The 23890-nt window shown below is 52.0% G+C and carries 19 protein-coding genes; 12 read left to right on the forward strand and 7 right to left on the reverse strand.

What is annotated here, in order from left to right:
- Window positions 1–148: 148 nt before the first annotated feature.
- Both LC431_RS22805 and ompC read right to left on the reverse strand, forming a co-directional pair.
- On the reverse strand, window positions 149–955 hold the full coding sequence (locus LC431_RS22805; protein ID WP_013574671.1) for a 5'-nucleotidase, lipoprotein e(P4) family: 807 nt from the start codon (window positions 953–955) through the stop codon (window positions 149–151).
- A 203-nt stretch (window positions 956–1158) separates the two neighbouring features.
- A complete protein-coding gene (gene ompC / locus LC431_RS22810; protein WP_013574672.1) occupies window positions 1159–2268 on the reverse strand; it encodes a porin OmpC in 1110 nt (369 codons plus the stop codon).
- Between the two features lie 324 nt (window positions 2269–2592).
- Here ompC and dinG point away from each other — a divergent pair, with 324 nt between their 5' ends.
- From dinG to LC431_RS22830, 4 genes are all read left to right on the forward strand, one after another.
- Window positions 2593–4767, forward strand: a complete 2175-nt coding sequence (gene dinG / locus LC431_RS22815) for an ATP-dependent DNA helicase DinG (protein WP_013574673.1) — start codon at window positions 2593–2595, stop codon at window positions 4765–4767.
- 45 nt (window positions 4768–4812) lie between these two features.
- Window positions 4813–5775: a DNA-binding protein YbiB gene (gene ybiB, locus LC431_RS22820; RefSeq protein WP_013574674.1), complete on the forward strand. Its 963-nt coding sequence runs from the start codon at window positions 4813–4815 to the stop codon at window positions 5773–5775.
- A 321-nt stretch (window positions 5776–6096) separates the two neighbouring features.
- Window positions 6097–6438: a zinc ribbon domain-containing protein YjdM gene (locus tag LC431_RS22825; protein WP_013574675.1), complete on the forward strand. Its 342-nt coding sequence runs from the start codon at window positions 6097–6099 to the stop codon at window positions 6436–6438.
- Window positions 6439–6550: 112 nt separating this feature from the next.
- The gene (locus LC431_RS22830) at window positions 6551–8413 is read left to right on the forward strand and encodes a M3 family metallopeptidase (RefSeq protein WP_153375120.1); all 1863 of its coding nucleotides are present in this window, start codon (window positions 6551–6553) and stop codon (window positions 8411–8413) included.
- 84 nt (window positions 8414–8497) lie between these two features.
- On the opposite strand, the gene LC431_RS22835 is transcribed toward LC431_RS22830, so the two are convergent.
- Window positions 8498–9127 (reverse strand): flavin reductase family protein, encoded by a 630-nt coding sequence (locus tag LC431_RS22835; protein WP_223510357.1) that lies wholly within the window; start codon window positions 9125–9127, stop codon window positions 8498–8500.
- Window positions 9128–9330: 203 nt separating this feature from the next.
- Here LC431_RS22835 and rlmF point away from each other — a divergent pair, with 203 nt between their 5' ends.
- The 3 genes from rlmF (at window position 9331) to LC431_RS22850 (ending at window position 12895) form a co-directional block, all read left to right on the forward strand.
- Entirely contained in the window at window positions 9331–10299 is a 969-nt protein-coding gene (rlmF, locus tag LC431_RS22840) for a 23S rRNA (adenine(1618)-N(6))-methyltransferase RlmF (protein ID WP_223510358.1), read from the forward strand.
- A gap of 342 nt (window positions 10300–10641) precedes the next feature.
- Window positions 10642–11952, forward strand: coding sequence for a PAS domain-containing methyl-accepting chemotaxis protein (locus LC431_RS22845; protein WP_013574679.1), 1311 nt, complete (start codon window positions 10642–10644; stop codon window positions 11950–11952).
- A gap of 703 nt (window positions 11953–12655) precedes the next feature.
- Window positions 12656–12895, forward strand: coding sequence for a hypothetical protein (locus LC431_RS22850; RefSeq protein WP_013574680.1), 240 nt, complete (start codon window positions 12656–12658; stop codon window positions 12893–12895).
- 357 nt (window positions 12896–13252) lie between these two features.
- On the opposite strand, the gene glnQ is transcribed toward LC431_RS22850, so the two are convergent.
- From glnQ to LC431_RS22870, 4 genes are all read right to left on the reverse strand, one after another.
- On the reverse strand, window positions 13253–13975 hold the full coding sequence (gene glnQ, locus LC431_RS22855) for a glutamine ABC transporter ATP-binding protein GlnQ (RefSeq protein WP_013574681.1): 723 nt from the start codon (window positions 13973–13975) through the stop codon (window positions 13253–13255).
- Window positions 13972–14631, reverse strand: a complete 660-nt coding sequence (glnP, locus tag LC431_RS22860) for a glutamine ABC transporter permease GlnP (RefSeq protein WP_013574682.1) — start codon at window positions 14629–14631, stop codon at window positions 13972–13974. Before glnP ends, glnQ begins: the two co-directional genes overlap by 4 nt.
- A gap of 108 nt (window positions 14632–14739) precedes the next feature.
- Complete coding sequence (gene glnH, locus LC431_RS22865) at window positions 14740–15483, reverse strand: glutamine ABC transporter substrate-binding protein GlnH (RefSeq protein ID WP_013574683.1); 744 nt, start codon at window positions 15481–15483, stop codon at window positions 14740–14742.
- A gap of 401 nt (window positions 15484–15884) precedes the next feature.
- Window positions 15885–16151, reverse strand: coding sequence for a DksA/TraR family C4-type zinc finger protein (locus LC431_RS22870; protein ID WP_013574684.1), 267 nt, complete (start codon window positions 16149–16151; stop codon window positions 15885–15887).
- A 497-nt stretch (window positions 16152–16648) separates the two neighbouring features.
- Here LC431_RS22870 and LC431_RS22875 point away from each other — a divergent pair, with 497 nt between their 5' ends.
- The 5 genes from LC431_RS22875 to LC431_RS22895 all read left to right on the forward strand — a co-directional run bounded on the left by LC431_RS22875 (window position 16649) and on the right by LC431_RS22895 (window position 23882).
- Window positions 16649–17737, forward strand: a complete 1089-nt coding sequence (locus LC431_RS22875) for a capsule biosynthesis protein (protein WP_370633942.1) — start codon at window positions 16649–16651, stop codon at window positions 17735–17737.
- Window positions 17738–17791: 54 nt separating this feature from the next.
- On the forward strand, window positions 17792–19468 hold the full coding sequence (locus LC431_RS22880) for a polysaccharide biosynthesis/export family protein (protein WP_013574686.1): 1677 nt from the start codon (window positions 17792–17794) through the stop codon (window positions 19466–19468).
- Window positions 19468–21507, forward strand: coding sequence for a capsular polysaccharide biosynthesis protein (locus tag LC431_RS22885; protein WP_223510359.1), 2040 nt, complete (start codon window positions 19468–19470; stop codon window positions 21505–21507). The genes LC431_RS22880 and LC431_RS22885 overlap by 1 nt, the downstream gene beginning before the upstream one ends.
- A gap of 47 nt (window positions 21508–21554) precedes the next feature.
- On the forward strand, window positions 21555–22826 hold the full coding sequence (locus LC431_RS22890; protein WP_223510360.1) for a capsule biosynthesis protein: 1272 nt from the start codon (window positions 21555–21557) through the stop codon (window positions 22824–22826).
- 135 nt (window positions 22827–22961) lie between these two features.
- Complete coding sequence (locus LC431_RS22895) at window positions 22962–23882, forward strand: right-handed parallel beta-helix repeat-containing protein (RefSeq protein WP_223510361.1); 921 nt, start codon at window positions 22962–22964, stop codon at window positions 23880–23882.
- Window positions 23883–23890 lie beyond the last annotated feature (8 nt).

Consider the following 23890-nt stretch of genomic DNA (forward strand, 5'->3'; position numbering starts at 1 on the left):
TCCGCTCCCTCCCCTGCGAAGGGGAGGGCTGGGGTGGGGTATTAAAGCAAAAACGTTGGGTGAAGTTTCCGCTCAGGCAATTGATTTACAGTCTAAAACCCCCTCCCAACCTCCCCCTTCGCAGGGGGAGGAGCAAACCGCAACGGGCTTATTTCCCGCTCCACGCCTTCAAATTCTGCTCCCGCGCTGACAGTTTCTGCTCAGGCGTCAGCTTGTTGTAATCCTTCGCCAGACCACTTTCCCAGTCACCGTACAGCGGATTTGGCAGCACGATATATTGTGTACCGAAGTGCTGATGGTTCTGATTCACAAACGCCCGACGCTGCTCGTTGCCCTGATGGTAGGTGGCAGAACCAAAGTCATTCAGGTTGTCGCCGATGTAAATCACCACGTGATAACCCGCGGCTTTGATGGAATCAAAACGTGCCTGCTTGTTGGAGGTATCAGAACTCAGCAGCATGGTTTTTTCATTGGCGCCGGTAAAGCCCAGACGGTTCATATTATCCAGTGTCGCGGCGTATTCGCTGGTTTTGCGATTGGACACGTAGAACATCGTGCCGCCGTGAGTGTTGACATAATTAGCGAATTCAACCGCACCGGGAACGGCCGTTGCCTGGCGGGCTGCTGTCCACTGAGACCAGGTCTTGCTGTCGAATGGCTTGTTCGCTTTGACCTGCCACGCACTGTATGCGCTGTTATCGAGCATGGTTTCATCGAGGTCAACGACAACGGCTTTCTTCTGACCAGCCAGAGGCTGCGCCTGATCGAAAGCCATTTTGGCCGTGTTAAATGCCTGATAAGCCAGCGCCTGATATTCACCGGATTGCTGGAACCAGTTCAGTGCCATGACGGACTGATCGTTCAGCTTCTGCTGGGCATCGGTTTTTTGCTGCGCACAGCCACTGAGGGCCAGCATGATTAAAGCACTGGTGGTGCAAAGCGAAATTTTATTCATTGGTTGTCCCTATGCTTGTTACGAAGGATTCGCATTCATGAAAATCGTTAAAACTTTAGCAGATTCAGCGGGGTGTGAAAGAATAAATGATGAGTTACGCGAGATGTGCCGGAAAATGACAGAAATGAAAAAGGCCGGAGGGTGAGTCCGGCCAAAAAAATCAAAGACAGAGAAATAACAATGAGGGGGTAAAACGCTTAAATTTAGAACTGATAAACCAAGCCAACGGCAGTGATATCGTCGTTGTTCAGAGCCAGTTTATTGTCGTCAGACAGTTGGTTGATTTTATAATCAACATACGCAGACATATTTTTGTTGAAATAATAGGTCGCGGCTACGTCAACGTATTTAACCAGGTCGGCATCACCGATATTCTCAATATCTTTTGCTTTAGTCTGGACATAACCCAGTGAAGGGCGCAGGCCATTTTCAAACTGATATTGTGCAACGGCTTCGAAGGTTTGTGTTTTATTCGCAAAACCGCTGCCAGCCGGTGCGCCTGCAATTCCGCCAGGGACGGTGATTGCCACCATATTACGGGTTTCAGCATACATTGCGGCTAAATAAACGCCATTTGCGTCATATTTCATGCCGCCAGTCCATGCGTCTGCTTTATCACCTTTGCCGTAAGTGGAATTACTCTGAGCAGTTGTGCGGTCAGAAGAAGCATAGGCACCACCCAGGCTCACGCCGCTGTCACCCAGTGCGTAAGTGGTGGAAAGTGCATAACCGTCGCCGTTAGCTGTGCTGCTGCCGCGACCGTCGTTTTCATTTTTGCCCTGGTACTGAACGGCAACGTTCAGACCGTCAACCAGGCCGAAGAAGCCACGGTTACGGTAGGTGGCTACGCCGTTGGTACGGCCAGTCATGAAGCGGTCAGCCTTGGTATAACCGTCGCCGCCGAATTCAGGGAACATATCGGTCCAGGCTTCAACGTCGTACAGCGCACCGTAGTTACGGCCATAGTCGACGGAACCGTATTGACCGAATTTCAGGCCAGCGAAGGCCAGACGGGTTTTGGTGCCGGTGGTGCTTGGCGTTTTGCTGTCAGATTCAGCATGGTTAGCCATGACGTTGTATTCCCACTGGCCGTAGCCGGTGATCAGGTCATTAATTTGTGTCTGGCCTTTAAAACCGAAACGAATATAACTCTGGTCGCCGTCATTGCTGGCAGCGTCAGAGAAGTAATGCAGACCTTTCACTTTACCGTACAGGTCCAGTTTATTGCCGTCTTTATTATAAACTTCCGCTGCGTGTGCGCCTGATGCAATCAATAAACCAGGAATTAAAAGTGCCAGAATATTACGTTTCATGAATTTTTACCCTGCATTTTCTATTAAAAGCTTTTTGGGAAAGCTTTATATGAAGTCTTATGGAAAGACGCTAATCACCATTTTTTGCTGTGCATTCCGTGTGGACTCGGATTTTTCTCAGCGAGAGTTTTTTACCGTATTTTTGTGATCAATTTATGACAGTCAGAAATGAACTTTTTCTTTTTTTACACATCCTCCGTTTTTTCTGCACAATTTTCGTTCACCCGTAAGGAGGAGGAATTGAGATTTCGGGCTGCGCCGGAAGCGGGTCTGTGTGACAATAGCTCCCACATTCCTGTCTCACTTCCAACAAAAAAGAGATGCATGGCGCTTTCCCCCGCAGTAAAAAATCAGATAAGCCAGTGGTACAAAGCCCTGCAACAGCAAATCCCGGACTTCATTTCCCGCGCTCCGCAACGTCAGATGATTGCAGAGGTGGCGAAAGCGTTCTCGGGGGATTCTGCACGGCATCTGGCCATTGAGGCGCCAACCGGCGTCGGGAAAACGCTGTCCTATCTGATCCCCGGCATTGCCGTCAGCCGCGAGGAAGAAAAACCGCTGATTGTCAGCACCGCCAACGTGGCGTTGCAGGATCAGATTTTTAGTAAAGATCTCCCGCTGCTGAAAAAAATTATTCCGGATCTGAAATTCACCGGCGCATTCGGGCGTGGCCGTTATGTCTGCCCGCGTAATCTGGCGGCGATGAGTAACGAGAATGCGCAGGGCGACCTCGGGTTGTTCCTCGGCGATGAACTGGCGCCTTCCAGCGGCGAAGAACAGAAACTCTGTAAAACGCTGGAAACCGCGTTGTCCCGCTACGAGTGGGACGGATTGCGCGATCATTACCAGAAAACCATCGACGATCCGCTGTGGATAAAAATCAGCACCGACAAAGCCAACTGCCTCAGCCGTAACTGCCACTATTTCCGCGAATGCCCGTATTTTGTGGCGCGCAAAGAGATTGAAAGTGCCGATGTGGTGGTGACTAACCACGCGCTGGTGATGGCTGCGCTGGAATCGGAATCGGTGCTGCCGCCGGCGAAAGATCTGCTGCTGGTGCTTGATGAAGGCCATCATTTGCCGGAAGTGGCGCGTGATGCGCTGGAAGTTGAGGCCGAAATCACTGCGGTGTGGAATAACCTGCAACTGGACAACTTTGTGCGCCAGATTGAGCAATGTCTGGCGCTGTTCACCCCGAAAAATCCGCCGCCGCTGACCCATGCTGAACGCCTGCATAACCACTGTGCCGAAATGCGCGAACTGCTGCTGCTGATCGAGCAAGCGGTCAGCCAGCATCTGCCGCCTGCAGAACCGGAAGCCGAATACCGTTTCGAGCTGGGCGTCTTACCCCCTGAACTGACCGAACAGTGCAGCCGCCTGTTTAAACTCACCGATGGCCTGCGCAGCCTGGCAGAATACATGGTGAATGACCTCAGCGAGAAAACCGGCAAGCACGATATTATGCGTTTACACCGCGCGATTCTGCATATGAGCCGCATGCAGGGGTATCTCGAAACCATGAGCAAACTGTGGCGGCTGGCGGCGCTGGACAAGGCCTCGAATGCCCCGATTGGCAAATGGGTGACGCGTTCGTATTTCGATAACCAGACACATCTGGTGTTTCATTGCGCGGGGATCCGCGTCAGCGAACAGCTGGAAAAAATGCTGTGGCGCAAAGTGCCGCATGTGGTGATCACTTCCGCGACATTGCGTTCGCTGAACAGTTTTTCCCGGCTTCAGGAAATGAGCGGGCTGACGGAAAAAGCCGGTGACCGGTTTGTCAGCCTGGATTCGCCGTTTAATCACGTCGAGCAGGGCAAGCTGGTCATTCCGCAAATGACCCTCGAACCGGTGATGGCCAATGAGGCCGCGCATATTCAGGAAATGGCAGATTTCTTCCGCGCTGAACTGGCGAAAGGGGGGCATACCGGTCAACTGGTATTGTTTGCCAGCAACCGTGCGTTACAGCAGTTTGTGGCGCTGTTACCGGATTTACGCCTGATGTTACTGGTGCAGGGCGATCAGCCGCGCTACCGGCTGGTCGAGGAGCACCGTAAACGCGTCGCTGCGGGCACCACCAGCGTACTGATTGGCCTGCAATCGTTCGCCGAAGGGCTGGACCTGAAAGGGGAACTGCTGACGCAGGTACATATCCATAAGATCGCTTTCCCCCCTATCGACAGTCCGGTTATTCTGACGGAAGGTGAATGGCTGAAAACGCTGAAACGCTATCCGTTTGAAGTGCAGAGTTTGCCCAGCGCGTCATTCAATCTGATCCAGCAGGTCGGGCGACTGATCCGCAGCCATGAATGTACGGGCGAAATCGTGATTTACGATAAGCGCCTGCTGACAAAAAGTTACGGTGCACGCCTGCTGGCGGCATTGCCGGTATTCCCGATTGAACAGCGCGAAATGCCAGCGCCCGGTTCAGTGAAGCGTCCCGATATTCTCAAAACCGCGAAGAAAGACCCGGTTCGTCGCCGTGCGCGCAGACGATAACTTCTTTCCACTGAAACATGATTGCACAGACAAGGTAAGGCTACGATGGATTACACCAAACTCATCAAAGAAGTGGGACGGGGCAAAAATCACGCCCGCGATTTGAACCGTGAGCAGTCGCATGCGTTGTATCGCCACATGCTGGCGGGCGAGGTGCCGGATCTGCAACTCGGTGCGCTGCTGATTGCGTTTCGTATCAAAGGCGAAGCGGAAGAAGAAATGCTCGGTTTTTATCAGGCGATGGACGAGTGCGTGATGCGCCTTCAGGCACCGGCTGATCGTCCGCTGCCGGTCGTGATCCCAACCTATAACGGTGCACGTAAACAGGCGAATCTGACGCCGCTGCTGGCTATCCTGCTCAGCCGTCTCGGCTTGCCGGTGCTGGTGCATGGTGTGGATGAAGATCCGACCCGCATCACCAGTGCTGAGATTTTTCGCGCGCTCGGCATCCGCGCAGCACAAAGCCAGCAGGACGCACAACAGCTGTCAGATGCGGCTGACGCACCGGTATTTGTGCCGATCTCCGTACTTTGCCCGCCAGTCGAAAAACAGCTCGCGTTGCGCTGGCAGATGGGGGTGCGAAACAGCAGCCATACCCTGGCGAAACTTATCACGCCGTTTACCGGTCAGGATTCCCTGCGTTTATCGAGTGTTTCGCACCCTGAATACGTGCAGCGTGTTTCCTCGTTCTTCCGCCAGATTGATGGCCGTGCGCTCCTGACGCAAGGCACCGAAGGGGAAGTGTACGCGAACCCTTCACGTTTTCCGCAGACGCACTTTATCGCCGGTGGCGAACAGCGCGTACTGGCCGAAAAAGAAGAGATTTTCGGTGCGGACGTGCCGGCAAGCAAAGATGTCGCCACTACCGTTGCCTACATTCAGGAATGCCTGAAGGGCGAACGCGCTATTCCGCAGGCGATCATCACGCAACTGGCGTGTTGTCTGGTGGCCGCAGAGGTTTGTGCCGATATGGTTGAGGCCAGAATGATTGTGGATCAGATTTTTTAAAAGCTGGGAATGAGCTCAGTTAGCTCCTCCCCCTGCGAAGGGGGAGGCGGGGAGGGGGTATTAAGGTCAAAACTATAGTCAATGCATACTTCAAAATTTTTAGTTTTTCTTTAATACCCCACCCCAACCCTCCCCTTCGCAGGGGAGGGAGCTTAAAAAACCATATTTATCATCGAGAAATTCACTTCATATACCTGTCTCAGCTCCCCAAAAACTCCGTTACCCTGTTCAAAAGTGTGGTTAACCGCTAAAATAGAGAAACTACGAAATTTATTTCATGATTTCATTCGTTTTTTTATAAAATTTTATGGGGATTTAAATATGGAAACTTTACCAGCTTGCCCGACGTGTCAATCCGAATTCACCTGGCAGGACGGCGAAATGCTTAACTGCCCTGAATGCGGTCATGTCTGGTCGATGAACAGTGATGCTGCGGCAGATGATGATGTACTGAAAGTGGTGGATGCCAACGGCAATCTGCTGGCGGATGGCGATTCTGTCACCGTGATCAAAGACCTGAAAGTGAAAGGCAGTTCTTCGATGCTGAAAATCGGCACCAAAGTGAAAGGCATTCGTTTAGTCGAAGGCGATCACAACATCGATTGCAAAATTGATGGTTTCGGCCAGATGAAACTCAAATCTGAGTTTGTTAAGAAAAACTGATCTCCGCACCTTCCTGCCTGACGTTCAAAAGCGGTTTTGCCATATCGACATAACCGCTTTGCGAACATACACTCAATGCATAATCTCGTTAACTTTCAGCAGAGAAGAATGCATGAAACAGGCTCAGGACTACTTTAACGCCCTCAATCGCGATTACCTCAACGTTCATCAGGACAAAGAAAATTTGTTCTGGCAACACTATATGGGCACCGGTGATGACACTGTTTCTGCGGCTTTCTCCGCTGCTGAAACGGCGTACAAACGTTTTATCGCCCAGCCTTCGCGCCCGCAGGAATTGCGTGATGCGATTGCCCGCGTCGAAAAAGAATCCGCCAGCGAGGCGCGTGATGCCTTACTGCACGGTCTGCTTGGCTGGCTGAATTTCTTTGACTGTAACGTGATTGAAGACCCTAAAGCACAGGCGCTGCTGGATGAAATTATTCAGGCGGAATCGGCGCTGTTCGGCAAACGTAAGCAGTACCGCATGACGCACATCAACAGCAAAGGCGAGCGCGTTAATGCCTCCCTTGGCGAGCTGCTGACCAATCAGGCGAATAACGAAAATGAAGTCTACCGCCGGAGTTCGCAAAATGCATTGCGCGAACTGGAGGACTGGCTGCTGCATAACGGATTGCCTGAGCTGATCGGCTTGCGTAACCGTTTTGCGCGTCAGCTCGGTTACCGCAACTACTTCGATTATAAAGTGAATAAAACCGAGCGCATGTCGCCGGAACAGTTATTCGCCATCCTCGATCGTTTCGAAGAGCAAACCCGCGAAAGCAACACCCGCAGCCTCAATGAACTGGTCGCGCGTGAAGGCGACGCCGCACTATTGCCATGGAATATCCGCTTCGCCAGCGCCGGTGACGTCACCCGTCAGCTCGATCCTTACTTCCCGTTCGCTGATTCCCTGCGTCGCTGGATAGACAGCTTCAAGCGCCTGAATATCGGCTTTAACGGCGCAGAAATGCAGCTGGATTTGCTGGTACGCGAAGGCAAGTTTGAAAATGGTTTTATGCACGGGCCGGTGCCGCCGTTTTATGACAACGGCAAATGGGTGCCAGCAGTGATTAACTTCACCAGCCTGGCGAAACCTGATCAGATTGGCAGTGGCGCGAATGGCCTGAATACGCTGTTCCATGAAGGCGGCCATGCGGCGCACTTCGCCAATATCCGCCAGAATGCGCCATGCTTCTCGCAGGAATTCCCGCCGACGTCCATGGCCTATGCGGAAACGCAATCCATGTTTTGCGACAGCCTGCTGGAAGATGCTGACTGGCTGAAACGTTATGCGAAAAATACCGCAGGTGAACCGGTGCCGGATGAACTGATCCGCGCCAGTATTGAAGCCCGTCAGCCGATGCGTTCCTTCAATGAACGTCACATTCTGCTGGTGCCGTATTTCGAGTGGCAGCTTTATCAGTGGCCGGATGAGAAACGCACGCCGGAAGCGATGACCGCGCTGGCGCGTGATGTTGAAACCCATATTCTGGGCGTCACCGGCAGTCCGCGTCCGACGCTCGCTATCCCGCATCTGCTTTCCATGGAATCCGCCTGTTCGTATCAGGGCTATCTGCTGGCGATGATGGCCGTGGAACAGACCCGCGCTTTCTTCCTGAAACGCGATGGTTATCTGACCGACAATCCGGCCATCGGTCCGGATCTGGCGAAGCATTACTGGACGCCGGGTAACAGCGTCAGTCACGACGATACCTTGCGCAGCCTGACCGGCGAGGGGTTCAATCCGGATTATCTGGCGCAGGCCTGTAATCAGACCGTGGATGCGGCGTGGCAGGAAGCGCAGCAGACCATTGAAAAGGCATCAAAACGTGAGCAACCTGAAGCGGATTTCGATCTGAATGTGCATATCCGCGTGGTGGATGGCGCGTTGATCCTCGCTGACAGTGCCGACGGTGATGACGCGATGTGTCAGGATTTTGCGGATTTCGTTGAACAGAACTACGGTAGAAAATAGTTACAGCAAAAAATAAATATCATGCGTAAAAAAGCCACCGGCAGGGTCAACGTGCGGTGGCTTTTTTTTGTCTTACGCCTCAGGTCAACGGGCGTCGGGGCGTATCAGGTCAAAGCGTAAATCTTCTGAAATACCGTAATAGGCAGAAGGGCCACCGGCGCGTAATACCGGTTCGGCAAGCGCAGTCTGATAAATGCCGTCAATCAGCAGATGTGGCGCAATATGCACGGCAACCACTTCGCCCAGCACCAGCCAGGTATCGATATCGCCTCCCGCAGCGGTTTTCAGCTGAATACACTGCGTCAGTTTGCACTCAAAGTTCACCGGGCTTTCCAGCACGCGGTCAGCGGCAACCAGGGTGCCGGGTTGTGCGGTCAGGCCTGCGAATTCAAATTCATCCGCGCCATGTACCAGCGAGGCCGAACTTTCATTCATTTTCACCGCCAGCGGTCGGGTGGTGAGATTCCAGACGAATTCGCCGGTTTCCACGATATTCGCCACGCTGTCTTTCCAGCCACTGCTGGCAAAACCGATGATCGGCGGACGGTAATTGAAACAGTTGAAGAAGCTGTACGGCGCCAGGTTGCGTTGTCCGGCGGCATTGCGTGATGAAATCCAGCCAATCGGACGCGGGCCGACAATGGCGTTTAACGGATCATGGGGCAGGCCGTGGCCTTTAGCGGGCTCGTAGTAGTAACGTTCATCAGTGTTCATGATTTTCCTCAGCAAATAATTCATAAAGACTATGATTTGTACATTACCCGAATTAATCAGACGTTGACCGTTTTTATGTGCCCGCCCGAGTCAGCATGCATCCGGCAGGCGGCGCTTTGTGGTATCTTGTGCGCCATTCATAAATATCCAACGCCCCATCGCATATTTCATGCGTCGCGCACACCTTTCGGAGAGTCACTCAGGTGGAAAAAAAGAAAGTCTTCCCTCAGGAAAAAAGCGGTCTTCACCCGCGAAATCGTCATCGCAGCCGCTATGATTTCCCGGCCCTGATTGCCAGCAGCCCGGAACTTGCACCGTTCGTCGTCGAAAATAAATGGGGCGATTTGTCGGTTGATTTCGCCAACGCTCAGGCGGTAAAAGCCCTGAACCGTGCTTTGCTGCGCGATTGCTATCAGATTGAAAACTGGGATATTCCGGCTGATTACCTGTGCCCGCCAATTCCCGGGCGTGCAGATTATATTCACCATCTGGCAGATCTTCTGGCGGGCAGCAACAACGGCAATATCCCGCAAGGCAAAGACATTTCCGTGCTGGATATCGGTGTGGGCGCGAACTGTATTTACCCGATTATTGGTTTACGCGAATACGGCTGGCGCTTCACCGCCAGTGAGATTGATCCGGTATCAATGGCGGCGGCTAAAAAAATCGTCGCCACCAATCCGCAACTGACCAATCAGGTGCGTTTCCGTTTACAGGCGAAACCGCAGCGTATTCTCGACACCATTATCCGCCATGATGAGCGATACGACGCGGTGCTGTGTAATCCGCCGTTCCACGCTTCAGCGGCAGATGCGGCATCCGGCAGCCAGCGTAAACGTCAAAACCTGGGGCTGGACAGACGTACGGGCACCGCAGAGCTTAACTTCGGTGGTCAGCACAACGAATTGTGGTGTGAAGGTGGTGAAGAAGCCTTTGTGGTCCGTATGGCAGAAGAGAGCGCCGGTAAAGCGCAGAACTGTTTCTGGTACACCGTGCTGATTTCCAAAAAAACGACGCTGCCGTTACTGTATGACGCACTTCGTGAAGAGGAAGCGACGGATGTCCGCACTGTCGAAATGGTGCATGGCAACAAGATCAGCCGTTTTGTCGCCTGGACTTTCCTGACGCCTTCGCAGCAAAAAAGTTGGGCAATCAAACGCTGGTCAGTCTGATCACGTTGTGAATTCCTGTATTCCAGCGTGTTTATCTGACGGTGAATATGCTGGAAAAAATACTCCTGCCAGCCCCTTTCTTTTTTGGTGAATTAAATTAAGCTTAATTGACTATAATAAAGTTTGTTAATTATCAGAGTAATGATTTTGCTGGTGAGCTTATTTTTCACTGCGCTATTTAAATTTTCACGCACCTGCCTAAACCCACCCAGGGGTCAGACTAATCTTTCGCATGATGATGAGTAACTTTACTCATCATTTGTGGGAATTAGCACGTGTATTTTTATAAATTAACTGTGATTACACATTAATTCACGTTATCAGCCACAGGGTGTCTGTCCTATGCAATTATTTTCTCATCAGTTTAGTACGATATGGCGTGATAAATTCGCTGCGATCCAGCAGGCGGTTCCGATGATCGCTTTCACGCCGGAAGGCGTGGTGCTTGAGGTTAACGACCTGTTTCTCAGCAGCATGGGGTACAGCAGAAACGAGGTGATTGGTCAGCCTCACCGGATTTTCTGCACCCCGGAGTTTGTTGCCAGCGATGCGTATCGTCTTCACTGGGAAGGTTTGCGGCAGGGAAAGTCGGTCAGCGGAAATATTAAACGTGTACACAAAAACGGGAATATAATCTGGCTTGAGGCAAATTATGTTCCGGTGAAAAATAAACAAGGCAAAGTGACCGAAATAATTAAAATTGCCAGTGATGTATCTGAAAGAATTAATGAATCCCACGAGCATCAGGGAATTTTACAAGCACTTGACCGTTCAATGGCGCTGATTACCTTTACACCTGAAGGTCATGTGATTTCTGCGAACAATAACTTCCTGAAAGTCATGGGTTATTCTTTGCAGCAAATTAAGGGCCATTCCCACACGATGTTTTGTGTCCCGCAATACTGTGATTCCCACGAGTACCGCAATCACTGGCAGCGTCTGAGAAACGGTGAATTTATCCTTGGCCGTTTTGAGCGCATCACTGGCCACAGTCAGTCTGTCTGGCTGGAAGCGAGCTATAACCCGGTGATCGATGATGACGGCAAAGTGATAAAAATCGTCAAAATCGCGCATGACATTACGGATCAGATGGATCAGCAGCGTCAGCAGGAAAGCATGATGACGCACGTGCATGAACTGTCGCTGACTACTGACAAAACCGCGGCAGAGGGCGTGACCATCGTCCGGCAGGCAGTGGAAGATATGCAGGAAGTCGAAGCGCTGGCGCGGCGGACTTCCGACATCATCGGGCAGCTCGGTCAGACATCTGAACGTATTGGCGAAATGGTTGATACCATCCGCCGTATTTCGTCTCAAACCAACCTGCTAGCCATCAACGCCACCATCGAAGCCGCGCATGCGGGCGAGCAGGGCAGGGGATTTGCCGTGGTGGCGGGTGAGGTTCGCTCACTGGCCGATCAGTCCCGCAAGGCTGCCGTCGAAATTGACCAGCTTACGCAAAGCATCCGTGATGGTGTGATGGCCGCGATTGATGGTATGGGGAATTGCGTCAACCGCGCAGGCGGTGGCGTGGTGCTGAGCCGCAATGCCGGTGATGTGATCAATCAGGTTAACCTCGGTATGCAGGATCTGGTGCGGATGATGGCGGAGTTTTCGGTCGTGGCGAGGGAAAAGGAACAGACCAGGCATTAGTTGCAGGAGGCCGCTGCAACGGGGAGGCTTTCAACCCCTTTGATCGAGAACATTTCGGTTTCTCAATAACGGTTATCACGCGGCCTCTCGCGCCGAAACCGCCCAAAGGAGGGAAGTGCTTTCCCTCCTTTGGATTCCTCCCCGCCTTTACAACAAGTGCTTCGTTCAGGTACCACCGTGACAGGCTGGAAATCTTGCCGCTGCGCGGTGCCTTCTCTCGGTCCTGAAGCCATAGGTCTTCAGGCCGCTCCGTTCAGCAAGATTTCTGAATCGCTCGCACGATCATAAACATGAGATCTGCTCCTCCCCCTGCGAAGGGGGAGGCGGGGAGGGGGTTTTAATAACGACTCTGTGATGAAGTTACTCATAATATTACCTGAATCTATGCTTTACATTGATTACATTTTTGTTTGCGAGATGCTTTCCAATGCTTTGAAAAGCCAATTTTTTATTAAATTAATCGGCGTAAATTGTTTCCTGCTGCGGCAAAATCCGTAGCCAGGATTTGCAACCTGTGACATTTGAAATATTCATGGTTAAATACACCGTGGATCTCCGCCAGCATATTATGGCGGATCAGACAGAGCAGCCTTCGGGCTGGCTGGTTTTCTCAAATGTCCGGTATTGCAAACTCTGTTTGATCTGCCACCCATGCGATTTGCAACGCATGTATGACGCCACAACAAACATTTGAGGGTTTACCATGATTATTTCTACTTCTTTACCGAATCCTACCGCTGATGGCCTGTTCGATAAGACACCGCTTGAACCCGATGAGCTTTGTGATCAATGCCGTGCACTTTGTCTGGCTATCACCGAAATCTGCAATCCAGTTGCTAAAGAAATACTGAATTTTGTTCTTTTGGAAAGGCTGAACCTCTTAAACGATGTGCTGGCATTTTCAGCAAATGATGAAGACGTTATGGATCAAATAGCCGTTTGAGTCGTCTTTAAAACCCCCTCCCCGCCTCCCCCTTCGCAGGGGGAGGAGCAGATCTCATGTTTATGATCGTGCGAGCGATTCAGAAATCTTGCTGAACGGAGCGGCCTGAAGACCTATGGCTTCAGGACCGAGAGAAGGCACCGCGTAGCGGCTAGATTTCCAGCCTGTCACGGTGGTAACTGGAACATAGCCAGCAAGCGGCAGCGCGAAGTAAGAAAGCGAGGGGAAATCCAAAAGGGGAAAAGCACTTTCCCCTTTTGGGCGGTTTCGGCGCAGCGCGTTAAGCGATCACCGCACTTGAGAAACCGAAATAATTCCGGTCAGAGTTAAAAGCCGCCCTTGCAGCGGCTTTCTGCATCAGGAAACGTGTTGCAGGAACTCGCGCAGACGTTCGCTCGGCGGGTTGTTCACCAGATCAGCCGGTTTACCGTCTTCAGCAATACGGCCTTTGTCGATAAAGATTAAGCGTGAAGCCACTTTCTCGGCAAAGCCGACTTCGTGGGTCACGATAACCATTGTCATGCCTTCTTCTGCCAGCTGCTTCATGACGGTCAGCACTTCGTGACGCAGTTCAGGATCCAGCGCCGAGGTTGGTTCATCAAACAGCATCAGTTTTGGCTTAACCGCCAGTGCACGGGCAATCGCCACGCGCTGCTGCTGGCCACCGGAAAGCTCTGACGGATAGTGGTTGGCGCGTTCAGACAGGCCCACTTTTGCCAGCAGTTCTTTCGCCAGTTTATTGGCTTCATCCTTCGACGCACCACGAACGCGGATCGGGCCGAAAGCCACGTTTTCCAGCGCTGTCATGTGCGGGAACAGGTAGAACTGCTGGAACACCATACCGGCTTCCTGACGGATCAGACGTTCATCGACTTTCGGGTCGTTCACTTTCAGGCCATCAACAATCAGCTCGCCGGACGTGATTTCTTCCAGCTTGTTGATGCAGCGCAGCAGTGTGGATTTACCGGAGCCGGATGGCCCGATGATAACCACGACTTCACCCTGAGAAATGTTCAGATCGATGTCGTGGAGCACCTGGGTTTTACCAAAGTGTTTTGAGACGTTCTTGAATTCAATCATATAATTTTCAGTTTGCGTTCTAAGCGGCGCAGAACAAAGCTCAGAGCCAGCGTGATGATCAGATAGATAACAGCAACCGCACTCCAGATTTCCATGGCGCGGAAGTTGCCGGCGATGATTTCCTGGCCCTGACGGGTCAGCTCGGCGACACCGATAACGATAAACAGCGAGGTATCTTTGATACTCACGATCCACTGGTTACCCAACGGTGGCAGCATGCGGCGCAATGCCAGCGGCATGATGATGTAACGCAGCGTTGCACGGCGCGACAGACCCAGCGCCAGACCCGCTTCACGGAAACCGTTGTGAATCGACAACACCGCGCCGCGCGTAATTTCAGCAATATAAGCACCGGAGTTGATGATGATCGTCACCACCGCCGCGCTGAACGGGTCGATCCGCAGATCGGGCACCATCATCGGCAGGGCGAAATAAATGAACATTACCTGTACGACGATAGGCGTACCGCGAATGAGCTCGATAAAGACCAGTGCGACGTTGCTGCTAAACCAGCCACCAAACGCGCGGGCAAAACCCGCAATCACACCAATAATCAGACCGCCAACCAGACCGAGGACCGAAATCCACAATGTCATTTTGGCGCCTTCGAGCAGGATAGGCAGAGCGGGCCAAATTACGCTCCAGTCAAACTGCATGGATTATCTCCTGGTAAAACCACAAACTGCGCCTGTGCAGATTTGCATCTGACAGGCGCTTCTTATCAAGTGCTCTTTCTGAAAAGGAACGACTTAAATGAAAAGGACTTATTTAGGTTCGGTATCAAACCATTTTTTGTAGATTGCTGCGTAAGTACCATTCTCTTTGATGGTTTTCAGCGCGGCGTTGGCTTTCTCACGCAGGTCACTGCCTTGCGGGAATGCGATACCGTATTGCTGGCCAGCCAGTGAATCGCCGACCGCTTTGAACTGACCTTTACCGGCCGTTTTGATGAAGTACAGAATGTTTGGCGTGTCGTGCATGACCGCATCAGCACGGCCCGTGCCCAGTTCCATGTAAGCGCTGTCGATGTTCGGGAACTGACGCAGATCTTTGGTCTGCACGTTGGCTTTCATGTAATCAACGGAGCTGGTACCGCTTTTCACTGCAACGGTTTTACCTTTCAGATCAGCAACGCTTTTGATGGCGTCGTTATTGCTCTTAACCATCACCATCAGGCCGCTGTTGTAATAGCCGTCAGAGAAGTCGATGGCTTTTTTACGTTCAGGCGTGATGGTGATACCCGCCAGCGCCAGATCGATGTTGTGTGTTTGCAGGGCAGGAATGATGCCGCCGAAGTCCATTGGTTTCAGTTCATAGGAGACTTTCATCTCTTTAGCGACCGCGTCCCACAGGTCAATGTCGAAGCCGACGTACTTATCGCCTTGTTTGAATTCAAACGGTACAAACGCAGTGTCGGTAGCTACGATCAGTTTTTTATCTGCTGCGTGGGAGCTAACGGCAAAGGCCAGAGTTAACGCGGCCAGGGAAACTTTTAAGAGTGACTTCATCAGTGAATTTCCTTTGTACATATTATGGGAACGACTTTATATTACGGCGCTTTGATGCAATATTCATGCCAAATGACAGGTATATTAAAATTCAATGGCTTATCGCTTTGCTGAACCGATCAGGCAGTGATTAAAAATCAGATTGCACCAGTTTGGCGCATTGCTGCACGTCGCCATGTTCTCTCATGGTGCACAGCTTCATCATTAACCATATGATGTATTTTAAACAATCATTAATTAACAAATGCGCTGCTCAAATGATAACTTGCTCTAACTTTATTGGTACATGAGCAAAACCTGTGCTCAGTTTTGAAGCAAATGTAAAGAGAAAAGCGGGGGTAATAACGGGGGGAATGACTTGTGTTGAACCATAATGGTGCGTCAACGTATAAGGTAAAGTTCTAGCGCAACTGGCTGTCTTTACTGCCACGACGATTGTAGCCCGCGTGATCTTGCTGCTTTTTATCCAGGGCGGCCTGACAGGTGACGCAATATTGTACGCCCTGAAGGGCTTTCCGGCGCGCCTCCGGAATGGGTTCGCCACACTCCTTACAATAATGCGCACTTTCGCCATGCCCGAGAGACTGACGTGCGCGATCAACGGCATCATTGACCGTTGAATCAATCTGATCCTGCACTGCGCCATCTTGCGCCCATCCGCTTGCCATAGTGACCTCTTTTCCTAAGAGTTATCCGATAGAGTTTGTGTTATTTCGAGCTCTATGTTAAAAAAACCCATGAATTGAATGAATGTATTTCAGACATAAATAGATTGTGTGAATTTGTTGCTTTTCGCATATTCGTGACCTCATGATCTGCCTGCGGAGCCTTGTTCCTGGCAGGTCTTAGCGACTTATCATTCAGTTCCCCTCGCTGCCTTGCAGCTACGACCGGCCAGACCAGGAAATGGATTTCGTCAGACACATGTGCTTGCTTGGCTAACCATGATAAGTGCCCACTCTTAAGTGTAGTCCTAAACACGATGAAGATTTCGCACCGTGATCCATTGGCTGGGGATATCAACGCAGTTTCACGGTACTTTTAATAAAGCACGATAATAAAAACGTGCAGTTTGTCATGATGATAATAAATGTTTATTGAAAAAATGAAGTCAGCATGGCCCGGGGAACATATCGCCCGGGTTGGTCGGTCTCCGTATTTTAGTATGGCAACGCTGAACAGCAATTTGGGTAAAATTGTCATTGGCCTGCCGATGGCGTTACTGATCATCTATCTGGTGATTTTCAGTCGTCCGCGTTATCTCAGTGAATCCACCGTTGCGATCAAAAGTTCTAACGACATCAGCGGCACCAGCCTGAATGTCGGCTTACTGTTGGGGGCAGGAAACCCGGGCACAGCCCAGGATGCGATGTATTTAAAAGAATACATCAACTCACCTGACATGCTGGCCGCGCTGGATAAGCAACTCGATTTCCATTCCGTGTTCGGCAGGAGCGGCTTAGATTTCCTCTATCATTTGCCCAAAGATGCCAGCCGCGAGCAGTTTTTAAACTATTATCGCGATCGTATTGCCGTCACGTATGACGATAAATCGGGCCTGCTGACTATCGGCACACAGGGCTTCACCCCGCAGTTCGCTGAGCAGTTTAACAAAGCCGTTCTCAAAGAATCTGAACGCTTTATCAATGAAATTTCTCATAAGATCGCCCGCGATCAGCAGGCATTTGCTGAAAACGAAATGCTTGAGGCCCGTGCACGTCTCAATGCGAGTAAAGCGCAGTTGCTGGCGTATCAGAACCACAACAATATTCTCGACCCTGAAGCGCAGGCGATTGCCGCCACCACGCTGGTGAACACGCTCGTCGGGCAAAAAATTCAGATGGAAGCGGAGTTACGCAATCTGCTGACTTACCTGCGTGACGATGCGCCACAGGTGATCAGTGCGCAAAATGCGATTACGTCTCTCGGCAAACAGATTGATCAGGAAAAAAGTAAAATTACTGCGCCTGATGGCCGTCAGCTCAATACCATGGCCGTGGATTTCGAAGAGATTAAGTCGAAAGTGCAGTTTGATACTGAACTCTACAAACTCACCCTGACATCCATTGAAAAGACGCGTGTTGAAGCTGCCCGCAAACTGAAAGTGCTGTCGGTGATCAGTTCGCCTCAGTTACCGCAAGAAACCACCTTCCCGAATGTCCCTTATATGATCGCCAGCTGGTTGCTGGTGTGCTGTCTGCTGTTCGGAACGATTAAATTATTGCTGGCCGTTATCGATGACCATAAAGACTGATGTGGTCTGTATCGCTTTCCCTTTTTGCCTGAAGAATCGCCTACAGAGTTTGTTATGAAATTATTGAAGTCCGTTGTTATCTTGCTGGCCTTCCAGCTGACCCAGGCCAATGCCGTGGGGATCAATGCCGATCCGAATATGACCGGCGCGGCACCGTTGCCGACATTTTTAACCGGCCAGACGCAACAGACGAGTCCGGATACCGGCTTTGATGATTCCCCACCGCCTCCGGTTCCGGCGGTGATGAGCCGCATGTTCGGTGCGCAGTTATTTACCGGCGGTGCGGCTGCCGATAACGCGGCCAGTATCGGTTTCAACCCGAATTACATTGTCGGCCTCGGCGATCAGGTACAAATCCGTTTGTGGGGCGCGTTCAATTTTGACGGCGCGCTGACCGTTGACCCGAAAGGTAATATCTTCCTGCCAAACGTCGGCCCGCTGAAAGTCGCAGGCGTCTCGAACAGCCAGCTGAACAGCGTAATCACCACCAAGGTAAAACAGGTTTATCAGGCCAACGTCAACGTGTATGCCTCCCTGCTTCAGGCACAGCCGGTCAAAGTGTTTGTCACCGGTTATGTGACCAATCCCGGTTTATACGGCGGTGTGGCGTCTGACTCCCTGCTTTCTTATCTGAGTAAAGCCGGCGGCGTCGATACTGAACGCGGCAGCTATGTCGACATTGTGGTGAAACACAATGACCGCGTGCGTTCGCGCATTAACCTGTATGACTTCCTGCTCAACGGCGATCTGCGCCTGTCGCAATTCTCTGACGGCGATACCATCGTGGTCGGGCCGCGTCAGCACACATTCAGCGTGGAAGGCGATGTCTTTAACAGCTATGACTTTGAATTCCGCGACAGCACCATTCCGGTCAGCGAGGCCCTGAGCTGGGCACGCCCGAAACCGGGCGCGACGCACATGACCATTATCCGCCAGCAGGGCAGCATGAAACGCAGTGAGTATTACCCGCTGGGATCCGCACCGGGGCGCTCATTGCAGGATGGCGACAAACTGATTGTCAGTTCCGACCGTTATGCGGGCACCATTCAGGTTCGCATCGAAGGCGCGCATTCCGGTGAACACGCCGTGGTGCTGCCGTATGGCGCCACCATGAGCCAGCTGTTGCCAAAAATCCGCACCAACAGCATGTCGCAGATTAACGCCATCCAGCTTTACCGTCGTTCTGTCGCGCTTCGCCAGAAAGAGATGCTGGATCTGACCTTGCAGAAACTCGAAGAAGCATCACTTTCCGCACAGTCCTCGACGCAGGAAGAAGGGCGTTTGCGTGCGCAGGAAGCCCAGTTAGTCAGCCGTTTCGTGGCGAAGGCGCGTCAGGTGGTGCCGAAAGGCGAAGTGGTCCTGAGCGAAAATAATCTGAATGAAGTGATCCTGGAAGACGGCGATGTCATCAACATTCCGGAGAAAACCTCACTCGTGATGATCCACGGTGAAGTGCTGTTCCCGAATGCGGTGAGCTGGCAGAAAGGTCTGAGCCCGGATGATTACATTGAGAAAGTCGGTGGCTACACGCAAAAAGCCGGGAACTCGAAAGTCATCCTGATTAAACAAAACGGCGAAGCGATTAACGCCGAAGACGTGAAAACGTTGCAGCCGGGGGATGAGCTGATGGTTCTGCCGAAATACGAATCGAAAAATATCGAAATCACCCGTGGCATCTCGACGATCCTGTATCAGCTGGCCGTCGCCGCGAAAGTGGTGCTGACCATTTAATGATTGGGATCTTTTCAGCGGGCATACAACGTATCCCGCATCTGGAAGCGTTTCTCGGCGAACCCTGTCGCAAGCTTTCGCTGCTGCGACCGGTGCCGGATGGCATCACCCGCATCGCGGTGTGGGGTTACCGGCCAACCGGCGGGAAAGCCGTCGCGCGGGCAGAACAGTCAGGCTTGCCGGTGCTGCGGCTGGAAGACGGGTTTATCCGCTCCCTGGGGCTGGGTGTGTCGGGATGTCCGCCGCTCTCAATGGTTTTAGAGACGCAGGGAATGTATTACGACGCCTCGAAACCCAGCACGCTTGAAATGCTGATCCGCCAGCGTGAAGAGAATCAGCCGCTGCAGGATACGGCGCGGCAGGCCATGCAGATCATCGTGGAAGGTGATCTGTCGAAATACAACCAGGCACCGGCCTGCACAAAGGCAAAACCCGAGTGTGGCGCGGTGCTGGTGGTCGATCAGACTTTCGGTGATATGGCGGTGGTTTATGGCAATGCAGGCGCGGAGCAGTTCGAACAGATGTTGCAGGCCGCCATGGCAGAAAATCCGACGTCTGAGATTTGGGTAAAGATCCACCCGGATGTTTTGCTGGGCAAAAAAGCCGGCTATTTCACGCAGATTACCCAACTGGCGCAGCAGGATCCACGCATCAAACTGCTGGCTGAAAATGTCAGCCCGCAATCGCTGTTGCGCGTTGTCAGCCGGGTTTACGTGGTGACGTCTAACTACGGATTTGAAGCGCTGATCGCCGGAAAACCGGTCAGCGTGTTTGGTCAGCCGTGGTACGCAGGCTGGGGACTGACGGATGACCGTCATCCTCAGTCCGCATCGCTCCGGGCACGCCGGGGTACCGCCAGCGTGGAAGAGTTGTTCAGCGCGGCCTGTTTGCGTTACAGCCGGTACATCAATCCGGCTAATGGCAAAAGCGGCACATTGTTTGATGTTCTCAGCTGGCTGCTGATGCAGCGAAAGCATCAGCAACAGCGGGCGGGACGCCTCTGGTCGCCGGGACTGACCCTCTGGAAGCGCAGCATTCTCGGGCCTTTCCTGCGAACTAAAAGCAACAAAGTGAATTTCAGTAAACGCTATGCCGGTGAAGTGGCCTGTGTCGTGTGGGGCATCAAAGGCGAGGCTCGCTGGGGTGCTCAGGCGCAGCAGCGTCAGATCCCGCAATGGCGAATGGAAGATGGTTTTCTGCGTTCGGCCGGGCTGGGGTCTGATCTGCATCCGCCGCTGTCGCTGGTGCTGGATAAAACCGGTATCTATTACGATGCGACGCGCCCGAGCGACCTGGAACTGTTGCTGAGTCACAGCAATCTGGCGCCATGCCAGCAGCAGCGGGCTGCCACGTTACGCCAGAGACTGGTTGCCAGCAAAGTCAGTAAATACAACCTGGGTGCGGCGTTTACCTTGCCCGCTGAAGCGACGAATAAAACGGTGATTCTGGTGCCGGGGCAGGTTGAGGACGATGCCTCTATCCTGACCGGCACGATATCCCTGCGTACCAACAGCGCGCTTTTACGCACTGTCCGGGAACGTAACCCCGGCGCTTACATTATTTATAAGCCTCATCCGGATGTTCTGGTGGGGAACCGGCAGGGGCACATTCCCGCCGAAGATGTCAGCCGCTGGGCGGACAGTCAGGCGCTGGATGCAGACATTATTCAATGTATTCAGGCTGCCGACGAACTGCACACGCTGACGTCGCTGTCAGGTTTTGAAGCGTTGTTACACGGTAAAAAAGTGGTGTGTTACGGCATGCCATTTTATGCCGGATGGGGACTGACGCAGGATGAGCATGCCTGTTCACGCCGGCTGCGCAGCCTCACCTTAGACGATGTGGTTTACCAGGCGCTGATTGCCTACCCGTCGTATATCAACCCGCAAAGTCGGGAGCCCATTTTGGCAGAGCAGGCGGTTGAACTTCTTGCTGCGACGCCCCGGGCACAAATGCAATTCACCAGAGTTAAAGCGGGCAGGATAGTCCGGTATTACAGAAAACTGCTCATGCTGGTCCGGGTGACGTTGACGACCTGAACCGGCTTCTTACTACAAGCTTATTGCATTAATGGAAACGGACTGAAATGGACAGTAAGGCGCTTACGACATTACTTTCTGGGAAAAAATATTTGCTGTTGCAGGGGCCGATGGGGCCTTTCTTCAGCGATTTAGCTCAGTGGCTGGAGTCTCTGGGGCGTGAGGCGGTGAATGTCGTCTTTAACGGCGGTGACAGGGTGTATTCGCGAAAGCGTGAATACCGCTTGTACCAGCAAACGCCAAAAGAGTTTCCGACCTGGCTGAAAGCCACCTGGCAGGATTACGACTTCGATACCATCGTGTGTTTCGGGGATTGTCGTCCGCTGCATCAGGCGGCAAAACGCTGGGCACAGGCTAAAGGCATACGCTTCCTCGCGTTTGAGGAGGGGTATCTGCGCCCGCATTACATCACGCTGGAGCAGAATGGCGTGAATGCCTATTCCGGCCTGCCACGCGATGCGGAGTTCTACCGCAGCCTGCCTGAAATGACCATGCCGGAAGTTGAACAGCTGAAACCTTCAGGCTGGCAGCGCGTGCGTTATGCGGCCGTGTATTACCTGGCGGGCTGGCGCTACCGGCACGACTTCCCAAAATATCGCCATCACAAATCCTTCTCGCCGTGGTATGAGGCGCGCTGCTGGACCCGTGCTGCCTGGCGTAAAAAGCTGTACGCCTTCCGCCAGCGCAACATTTTGCAGCAACTGCAGACGGATCTGGATCAGCGGTATTATCTGGCCATTTTGCAGGTATATAACGACAGTCAGATCCGCAATCACAGCCCGTATCAGGATGTGCGTGATTACATCAATGAAGTCATGCACTCGTTTGCCAAAAAGGCCCCTTCCGCTGAGTATCTGGTGATCAAACATCACCCGATGGACAGAGGGCACCGCTTATACGGGCCGCTGATCCGCCAGCTTGGTAAAAAATACGGCATCGCTGACCGCGTAATCTACGTGCATGACCTGCCGATGCCTGAGTTGCTGACGCATTCCAAAGCGGTTGTTACCATTAACAGCACCGCGGGTCTCTCTGCGCTTATTCATAACAAGCCGCTGAAAGTGATGGGCAACGCGCTGTATGACATTAAAGGCATTACGTATCAGGGACATCTGAACCAGTTCTGGCAGTCAGGGTTTAAACCCGATGCGAAGCTGTTTAAGCAGTTCCGGTTATACTTGCTGAAGAATACGCAGATTAACGCCGTATTTTATGGTGGCAATAAAGTGGATATCGCCACAGCGACTGATAACCCATATCACCCGGTATTTATCAGTCAGAAACTGATTATGAATTACACCAAACATCAGCCTTCATAACGATTAACCTTCAAAAACAGGCAGAGGAATATGCACAGATGCAAAAAACGTTTATCAGTTCCACCCTGTGCATATTTCTCATTAGCTGTTCTTCTGCCTTTATTTCTTTCTGCCTGTGCCGGTGCAGTTCCCTCGATGCACTCTCATGAGTGCGAATTGCCTGAGGTGCGCGGCAACACCACGCTGTCCCCTCACTGCGTTTATAAAGAAGCGGTCATCATCACCAGCAGCAACACCACGTTAGATTGCCGGGGAGCGGTGCTGGAGGGGGACAATGAACGCCCTTTTGGCATACTGATCAACAGCAAGGGTAAGCCATTATCCGATGTCACCGTCCGTAACTGCAAAGTGCTTAACTTTACTCACAGCGGGATCCGTATCACTTCTGACATCGCAGCCAATAAACTCAGCCCGAACCACGAAAAAAACTACCGCCGGACACCCACACGGATAACCCTTGAGAACGTTGAAGTGACCGGCAGCGGACGCGTAGGAATTTACTTTGACGATTACGTGACTCATTCAACGTTAAGCCACTCGATTGTCCGCGACTCGTATATGTCCGGTATCTACCTGGAGCATTCCTCGCGTAATAATAAAGTCGTGGATAACCAGATCATCGACAACGGCCATGAGCGTTTCGGCAAGGGGAAGCGTGAAGGATTAGCCGTCGATTCGTCAGCTTACAACCTGATTGAAGGCAACCGTTTTGAATCCAACGGGGCAGGGGGTGTGTTTCTGTATAAGAACTGCGGCGAGCATTTCAGCACTGGCAAATCCGTGATCCGCTGGCAGCACAGCGACTACAACGTTATTCGCAACAATACCTTTGTGAATGAACCCGTAGGCATCTGGCTGGCATCCCGGCAGAACCGGGACTTATCAGGATTTGATTGCGGGGATAAACCGAGGGACAGTTCCGGTAAATACTTTAACGATTATGCGGATAATAATGTGGTGGAGGGGAATAAGTTTGAGAAGATAAAAAATAATATTCAGAATGAAGGGGACGATAATATCATCAAATCACACATGCATACTTCATTAAATTTTTAAGGCATTTG

Origin of the sequence: Rahnella sp. GSA61A (assembly GCF_019969905.1) — a bacterium.
GTDB classification, from domain to species: domain Bacteria; phylum Pseudomonadota; class Gammaproteobacteria; order Enterobacterales; family Enterobacteriaceae; genus Rahnella; species Rahnella aceris.

Bases quoted from the DNA above. Each gene is read 5' to 3' on its own strand.
- LC431_RS22805 (WP_013574671.1), bottom strand. From the start codon at position 955: ATGAATAAAATTTCGCTTTGCACCACCAGTGCTTTAATCATGCTGGCC.
- ompC (WP_013574672.1), bottom strand. From the start codon at position 2,268: ATGAAACGTAATATTCTGGCACTTTTAATTCCTGGTTTATTGATTGCA.
- dinG (WP_013574673.1), top strand. From the start codon at position 2,593: ATGGCGCTTTCCCCCGCAGTAAAAAATCAGATAAGCCAGTGGTACAAA.
- ybiB (WP_013574674.1), top strand. From the start codon at position 4,813: ATGGATTACACCAAACTCATCAAAGAAGTGGGACGGGGCAAAAATCAC.
- LC431_RS22825 (WP_013574675.1), top strand. From the start codon at position 6,097: ATGGAAACTTTACCAGCTTGCCCGACGTGTCAATCCGAATTCACCTGG.
- LC431_RS22830 (WP_153375120.1), top strand. From the start codon at position 6,551: ATGAAACAGGCTCAGGACTACTTTAACGCCCTCAATCGCGATTACCTC.
- LC431_RS22835 (WP_223510357.1), bottom strand. From the start codon at position 9,127: ATGAACACTGATGAACGTTACTACTACGAGCCCGCTAAAGGCCACGGC.
- LC431_RS22845 (WP_013574679.1), top strand. From the start codon at position 10,642: ATGCAATTATTTTCTCATCAGTTTAGTACGATATGGCGTGATAAATTC.
- LC431_RS22850 (WP_013574680.1), top strand. From the start codon at position 12,656: ATGATTATTTCTACTTCTTTACCGAATCCTACCGCTGATGGCCTGTTC.
- glnQ (WP_013574681.1), bottom strand. From the start codon at position 13,975: ATGATTGAATTCAAGAACGTCTCAAAACACTTTGGTAAAACCCAGGTG.
- glnP (WP_013574682.1), bottom strand. From the start codon at position 14,631: ATGCAGTTTGACTGGAGCGTAATTTGGCCCGCTCTGCCTATCCTGCTC.
- glnH (WP_013574683.1), bottom strand. From the start codon at position 15,483: ATGAAGTCACTCTTAAAAGTTTCCCTGGCCGCGTTAACTCTGGCCTTT.
- LC431_RS22870 (WP_013574684.1), bottom strand. From the start codon at position 16,151: ATGGCAAGCGGATGGGCGCAAGATGGCGCAGTGCAGGATCAGATTGAT.
- LC431_RS22875 (WP_370633942.1), top strand. From the start codon at position 16,649: ATGGCAACGCTGAACAGCAATTTGGGTAAAATTGTCATTGGCCTGCCG.
- LC431_RS22880 (WP_013574686.1), top strand. From the start codon at position 17,792: ATGAAATTATTGAAGTCCGTTGTTATCTTGCTGGCCTTCCAGCTGACC.
- LC431_RS22885 (WP_223510359.1), top strand. From the start codon at position 19,468: ATGATTGGGATCTTTTCAGCGGGCATACAACGTATCCCGCATCTGGAA.
- LC431_RS22890 (WP_223510360.1), top strand. From the start codon at position 21,555: ATGGACAGTAAGGCGCTTACGACATTACTTTCTGGGAAAAAATATTTG.
- LC431_RS22895 (WP_223510361.1), top strand. From the start codon at position 22,962: ATGCACTCTCATGAGTGCGAATTGCCTGAGGTGCGCGGCAACACCACG.